Annotated in this window: 6 protein-coding genes; 2 read left to right on the forward strand and 4 right to left on the reverse strand. The window is 28.5% G+C overall.

What is annotated here, in order from left to right; genetic code table 11:
- Positions 1-257 precede the first annotated feature (257 nt).
- Positions 258-1,433 carry a class I SAM-dependent rRNA methyltransferase gene (locus Q5O44_RS06530; RefSeq protein ID WP_022167595.1) on the forward strand — a complete coding sequence of 392 codons (1,176 nt, stop codon included), beginning with the start codon at positions 258-260 and terminating at the stop codon, positions 1,431-1,433.
- Between the two features lie 33 nt (positions 1,434-1,466).
- Here Q5O44_RS06530 and Q5O44_RS06535 read toward each other — a convergent pair whose 3' ends face one another.
- From Q5O44_RS06535 to Q5O44_RS06550, 4 genes are all read right to left on the reverse strand, one after another.
- Entirely contained in the window at positions 1,467-2,096 is a 630-nt protein-coding gene (locus tag Q5O44_RS06535; RefSeq protein ID WP_022167596.1) for a hypothetical protein, read from the reverse strand.
- 2 nt (positions 2,097-2,098) lie between these two features.
- Positions 2,099-2,629 carry an RNA polymerase sigma factor gene (locus tag Q5O44_RS06540; RefSeq protein ID WP_022167597.1) on the reverse strand — a complete coding sequence of 177 codons (531 nt, stop codon included), beginning with the start codon at positions 2,627-2,629 and terminating at the stop codon, positions 2,099-2,101.
- 281 nt (positions 2,630-2,910) lie between these two features.
- On the reverse strand, positions 2,911-3,834 hold the full coding sequence (locus tag Q5O44_RS06545) for a TIGR01212 family radical SAM protein (protein ID WP_022167598.1): 924 nt from the start codon (positions 3,832-3,834) through the stop codon (positions 2,911-2,913).
- 105 nt (positions 3,835-3,939) lie between these two features.
- Positions 3,940-5,025, reverse strand: coding sequence for a hypothetical protein (locus Q5O44_RS06550; protein WP_022167599.1), 1,086 nt, complete (start codon positions 5,023-5,025; stop codon positions 3,940-3,942).
- Between the two features lie 184 nt (positions 5,026-5,209).
- On the opposite strand from Q5O44_RS06550, the gene Q5O44_RS06555 reads away from it, so the two are divergent.
- Positions 5,210-6,247 carry a transporter gene (locus tag Q5O44_RS06555; RefSeq protein ID WP_370545567.1) on the forward strand — a complete coding sequence of 346 codons (1,038 nt, stop codon included), beginning with the start codon at positions 5,210-5,212 and terminating at the stop codon, positions 6,245-6,247.
- The last annotated feature ends 53 nt before the right edge of the window (positions 6,248-6,300 follow it).

Raw genomic sequence — 6,300 nt, forward strand, 5'->3', positions numbered from 1 at the left:
TTTTGTTAAAATATTCTTATTAATGTTGTTTATTTTTTTATTAATTTCAAATTAGCACTCTATTTTTCCTAAAATTTTTAATTACTTTTTATTGCTTTTTTAAGATATATGTACAAAATTCTTTATTTTTATAAGATTAATTACCTTTACTTTTCTTTATGCTATAATTTAATTACTTTTATTTATTTAAAATACATATAATATATTCTCCCATAACTTATATGGTGAAGAATTGTCCTGAAAGGAGTTTTTACATAATGGCTAGTAAATTTTACTTACACCAAGGAAAAAATAAAAAAGCTGAAAATGGTCGTCCTTGGATATATATTGATGAAATAAATGAATATGATGGTGATTATGAAAATGGTGATATCGTTGAAGTATATAATCACAAGAATTATTTCATTGGAAAAGGATACATAAACGACCACAGTAAGATAACAATTAGAATAATGACTAGAGATATAAACGAAGAAATTGATGAGGAATTCTTTAAAAGAAGATTTGCTGCTGCATGGGATTATAGAAAAACTGTTATCGATACATCTTCTTGTAGATTTATCTTTGGAGAAGCTGACTTCTTACCAGGGCTTACAATAGATAAGTTTAATGATTACTACGTTATTCAAATATCAACTTTAGGTATGGATCAATATAGAGATTTAATAGTTAAAATTCTTGTTGAAGAATATAATGCTAAAGGTGTCTATGAAAGAAGCGATATTAAGACAAGAGAAATCGAAGGATTAGAGCAAAGAAAAGGCTTCCTTACAGAACCTTTTGATACTGATGTTGAAATCATAGAAAACGGTGTTAAATACATAGTAGATATCGAAAATGGTCAAAAGACAGGCTTCTTCCTAGATCAAAAGGAAAATAGAGCTGCTATCCACAAGATATGTAAAGGTAGAGATGTTCTAGACTGCTTTACTCATACAGGATCTTTTGCTTTAAATGCTGGTATAGCCGGAGCAAAATCAGTACTAGGAATTGACGTATCACAACATGCTGTTGATTGTGCAACTAGAAATGCAGAACTTAATAATTTGCAAGATATTGTGAAATTTGAATGTCATAATGCATTTGATGTCCTTGGTACATGGTCAAGAGAAGGTAAACAATATGATGTTGTAATCTTAGATCCTCCTGCTTTCACTAAATCAAGAGGAACTGTTAACGCTGCTATAAGAGGATATAAAGAAATAAATCTTAGAGGTTTAAAGATGGTTAAACCAGGTGGATATTTCGCAACTTGTTCATGCTCGCACTACATGAGTGAAGAGCAATTAAAGAAAACAGTATTAGAAGCTGCTCATGATGCAAGAAGAACTTTAAGACAAATAGAAGTAAGAACTCAAAGCTGTGACCATCCAATCCTTTGGAACTCAGATGAATCTTACTACTTAAAATTCTTCATCTTCCAAGTAGTCTAAATAAGGCGCTTAACTCCAAAAAGAGATACCCAATTAATTTGAAATTAAATTGGATATCTCTTTTTTTACATTTTCAACTTCATGTGTATTCGTGTTGTAGACAACATCATTTATTAAAAGCAAGTTTTCCTTCATATATATAATGTAAGTATTTTCTCCTTTTATTTCTATTGTATAATCTTCATCTACAAATTCTGCTTCACTGTTATTTAAAGGTAAACTATTTAATAAATATAAAATCTTTGATATTTTATCTTCATCTTCAATTGCTTTTCCATTTACATCTATGCTTTCAACATTCTTTAAATGTATAAGGTCCTTTAAATAAATATTTTCATTTACTTTTTCTACTGACTCACTATCCTCTAAGGTAGCATTCTCATTAGCTATTTGGTTCATACTTCTAGCCATGTCTATATTAGAATTGCTTTTCATGGAATATCTTATTATGCTTAAAGAAAATATAAAAACAAAGGATGCTACTACAACCATAAGTTTTTTATTTTCATACCATCTTTTACTTTTATTAAAGCTAATTTTATCTACTTCCTTTAAACTCTCTTCTATTCTTGTATCAAAGGAGACTGGAATATAAAATTTTGATTTTTCATCTTTTGCTTTATCCATTAAAAATTTTTCAAATTTATCATCTACTTTATTCATTTTTAATCCTCCTTTAATATTTCATAAAGTTTCTGCTTAGCCCTAGATAATCGCGATTTCACTGTTCCTTCTTTTATCTTTAAAAGCTTTGCTATATCTTTATATTTTAAATCTTCAAAATAATACAATAATGTTGTTATTTTTAAATCATCTTCTAGAGAGTTTATTGCATCATATAATGAAAAATCCTTGTAAAAATCCCTATGCTCCATATTAATAAAATGCTCTTTATCCATAGCTATTTCACGATTTCTTTTTTTATAAATATTATTACTTTCATTAATTACAATTCTTATGAGCCAAGTTTTAAAATACGCTTCATTTCTTAAAGAGCTTATATTTTTATATGCTTTTAATATAGATTCTCCAATAGCATCCTCTATGTCTTCCTCTTTATTTAAAATAGCTTTTGATACTCTATACATAGAAATTTTATTTTCTTCAATAAGCTTTTTAAATGCTTCCTTATCTCCTACCTTAGCTTTTCGTACATTTATATCTATAGCCCCTATATCTTTTTCATTAAAAGGCACAATTTCACTTCCCCTCCAATTATCAGACTATCTCTTTACTATTTTTATTATTAAAAAAAGGCTGAAATAGCCCCCCTTTTTTTAATGATGAATGATGAATGACGAATGATGAATTTAGGAATAAACTCGCAGAGTTTATAAAAATATAATTTTCAGAAATTCTGTAAGAATTTCATCATTAATTCATAATTCTTAATTCATAATTCATCATTATCTAAGTTCATCATTCATCATTTACTAAGTTCATCATTATCTAAGTTCATCATTTACTAAGTTCATAATTATTTAAAGTTTTTCCCTTGCCAGATGTCTCTATCTACAAGCGCTTTATCAATGGCATTTAAGACTTCCCATTTCTTTAAACTCCACATTGGTCCAATAAGCGTTGCCCTTGGAGCATCACCTGTAAGTCTATGTACAACCATTTCCTCTGGAATCATTGATATTCCCTGGCATATCAAATCAATATAATCTTCTTCACTTAATAATTCAAATTCTCCATTATAATATTGTTCTGCCATCTTTGTGTTCTTCATTAAATGTAGCAAGTGGAACTTGATTCCTTGTGCACCACTATGAGCAATATAATCTATTGTCCTAAGCATGTCTTCTTTTGTTTCTCCTGGAAGTCCAAATATAGAGTGTACAACAACTTCTATCCCTCTATCCTGCAGTTTCTTTATGCCTTCTTTAAATACTTCAAATTTATATCCTCTATTAAAGTTTTCTGCAGTTTTATCATTAATAGTCTGTAGTCCTAGTTCTACCCATAAGTAAACCTTCTTGCTCATTTCTTCTAATAGGTCTAGTACATCATCACCTAAGCAATCTGGTCTTGTTGCTATAGATAAAGCAACAACATTTTCTTCTGCTATAGCTTGATTATATTTATCTCTTAATTCTTCTATAGGTGCATATGTGTTAGTGTACGCTTGAAAATATGCTATGTACTTTCCCTTATTCCATTTTTTCTCCATGACTTTTTTTCTATCATCAAATTGCTCTGTTATAGTTAAAATTCTACTTCCTGCAAAATCTCCTGAACCATGCGAACTACAAAAAGTACAGCCTCCTTTAGCTACTTTTCCATCTCTATTAGGACATGTAAATCCTCCATCTAAAGGAATCTTATAAATTTTTTCGCCATATTTATTTCTTAAAAAATAATTTAAGCTATGATATCTCTTTCCATTCCAGTCTTTCATATATATCAACCTTTCGCCAAATCTAAAAGTTATAAGTAAAAGGAAATGATAAAGTTCCCTTTATTCATTTCCTTGTTTAATAATTATAAATTACTTCTTAACATATTACAATTTCTTAATCTCATAACTTTTAATATCAAAAGAATATTGTCCTTCTTTTTCATCAGCATTTCCTGTGGAATTTACTTTGCTCACATTAAAAATAAATTCTTCTGCATTAAAGCCCAATTCGTCAATATTATATTCAGCTTCATTAAATTCTTCATTTATTGCCTTGCTTATGATATCTCCTTCATTGGCATTATATATATTAACCCTTCTCACTCCATTGCCTTTGCTATAAGCAACAGCTAAAGAATCTTCTTTCTTTGAAAATATAAAATTATTAATTTGACAGTCTTTCAATAAATCAAGTGAAACTATTTTTTTAGCTATTGGCTTTTCAAATAATTCTTCTAGCTGAGACATAGTATTTTCTCCATTACCATCACTAGCAGCTGAATTATCTCCCACAAATGTTGTTATACTATCCTCAATATTAGCTACACATATATATACCTGCTCTTGCCCTTTCGTAGATATGGCAACTTTTTTTCCTGTAAAGCTTAATCCTACCTTGCCAAAAGCTTCATTAGGAACTTTTGCTTTATATAGCATTATATCATTTTCACTTACATATGTATCTTTAGGAACGCTATTTAAAGACATTACTAAGTTACTATTGCTTCCTTCCTCTTCTAAGATTCTTAAATATTTTCCATCTACAAAAAGTTCTTTTTTAGATTGAGACTTAACTCCATTTATTAAATATTGATCTTCAATCTTTTCAACTTTAATAGTTAAGCTTTCTAAATCACTTTTAGGTTCTGTTGAGGAAGTTCTTATTATATTGTAAATATAATATGCAAAATTATTTCCTTCAATGGACTTTTCCTTATCAAATGAGCTAATTTTTGATATTCCTTCACCAATATTTACATTTCCTTTTAATAACTCATCAGTACATAATTTATTTGCACCGTCAATATTTCCATTTTTAATATTAAATAAATAGTCCTTACTTATATTTAATGCTTTTTCATTATCAAATAAATCTACTTTAACTTCTGCATTTTCCGTTTTTTCACAAGCCGTAAAATTAAATAAACTAAATAATAACATACATAAACTAATGGCTCTTTTATTCTTCACTGATAATTCCTCCCTGAAAATATTATGCTTTGGCTTAATTATATTTTTTCATATAAAAATATAGCTTATTCATAAATATTAAATAAAGAATAAATATACTGTAATCTTTATATACTTAATTGAGGGAAAATTAGATAATATTTTAATAGCTGGAGTGATATTATTGAAAAAAGACATATATAAGATGTTTCAAATTGCCTTTGTTTTTATTGGGACAATTGTTGGCGCTGGACTTGCTTCAGGCAAAGAAATTACAGAATTTTTTACTTCATATGGTTTAGTAAGCTTTATTGGCATTATTTTTTGTGGAGCTTTTTATATAATTATGGGGACCATTATATCAAAAATAAGTATTAGATATGAACTTAATTCTTATAGTGATGTAATTAAAGTAATAAGCCCAAATATCCTTGGAAAATTTACTGGTGCCATTACTACCATTTACTTAATTTCCAGTGCCTCTATTATTTTAGCTGGCAGTGGAGCACTTATTAATCAATTTTTTGGTATTCCTAAAATAATCGGAACTCTAATAATGATTGCCTTAGCTTCTTTCTTTCTTCTTCGAGGAACCGATGGACTTATTGAGGTAAATTCATTTATTGTTCCTGCCTTACTTAGTACTATTACTTTAATATTCATATTATATATTATATTTTGTGGTGATAATCTCAGCATAAGTTATATTTCTCAATTTACTCCTCCTAAAAAAGGAGTCTTAATATCCACAATCCTTTATGCTGGATATAACACGCTTTGCTGTTCTGGCGTATTAGTACCTCTAAGCAATGAAACTCGTAAATCTAAAATTATGGTATCTGGTATCGCTATTGGTGCCATTGGCCTAACTGTTTTATCTACTATAATAAATATTTTATTATTAATAAATCAACCATATATCTATAAATATGAAATACCTCTTCTTTTATGTGCCCAAAGATTTGGTAATATAATTCAGGCACTGCTTTTAATTATAATTTGGCTTGAAATGTTTTCTACTGAGGTATCAGATGTTTATTCTATCAGCAAAACTTTAGAACAAGCCTTTAAGATACCTTTTAAAAAAGGAATATTTATTGTCCTAGCTTTTGCCCTTCCAATATCTCAAATAGGATTTTCCAACCTTATCACCACCCTTTATCCTATGTTTGGTATACTCAGCCTTATTTTTATAACCCAATGCATCTACTTCTTTTACAAAAACAAAGAAAAGCTTAGCTAAAGCTAAGCTTTTCTAACAGACTGTTGACAAAGTGTCAACAGTCTTTAATTTTA

This window comes from Clostridium sp. CAG:221 (assembly GCA_000435835.1).
In the GTDB taxonomy this organism is placed as follows: domain Bacteria; phylum Bacillota; class Clostridia; order Clostridiales; family Clostridiaceae; genus Clostridium.

Bases quoted from the DNA above. Each gene is read 5' to 3' on its own strand.
- Q5O44_RS06530 (WP_022167595.1), top strand. From the start codon at position 258: ATGGCTAGTAAATTTTACTTACACCAAGGAAAAAATAAAAAAGCTGAA.
- Q5O44_RS06555 (WP_370545567.1), top strand. From the start codon at position 5,210: ATGTTTCAAATTGCCTTTGTTTTTATTGGGACAATTGTTGGCGCTGGA.
- Q5O44_RS06545 (WP_022167598.1), bottom strand. From the start codon at position 3,834: ATGAAAGACTGGAATGGAAAGAGATATCATAGCTTAAATTATTTTTTA.
- Q5O44_RS06535 (WP_022167596.1), bottom strand. From the start codon at position 2,096: ATGAATAAAGTAGATGATAAATTTGAAAAATTTTTAATGGATAAAGCA.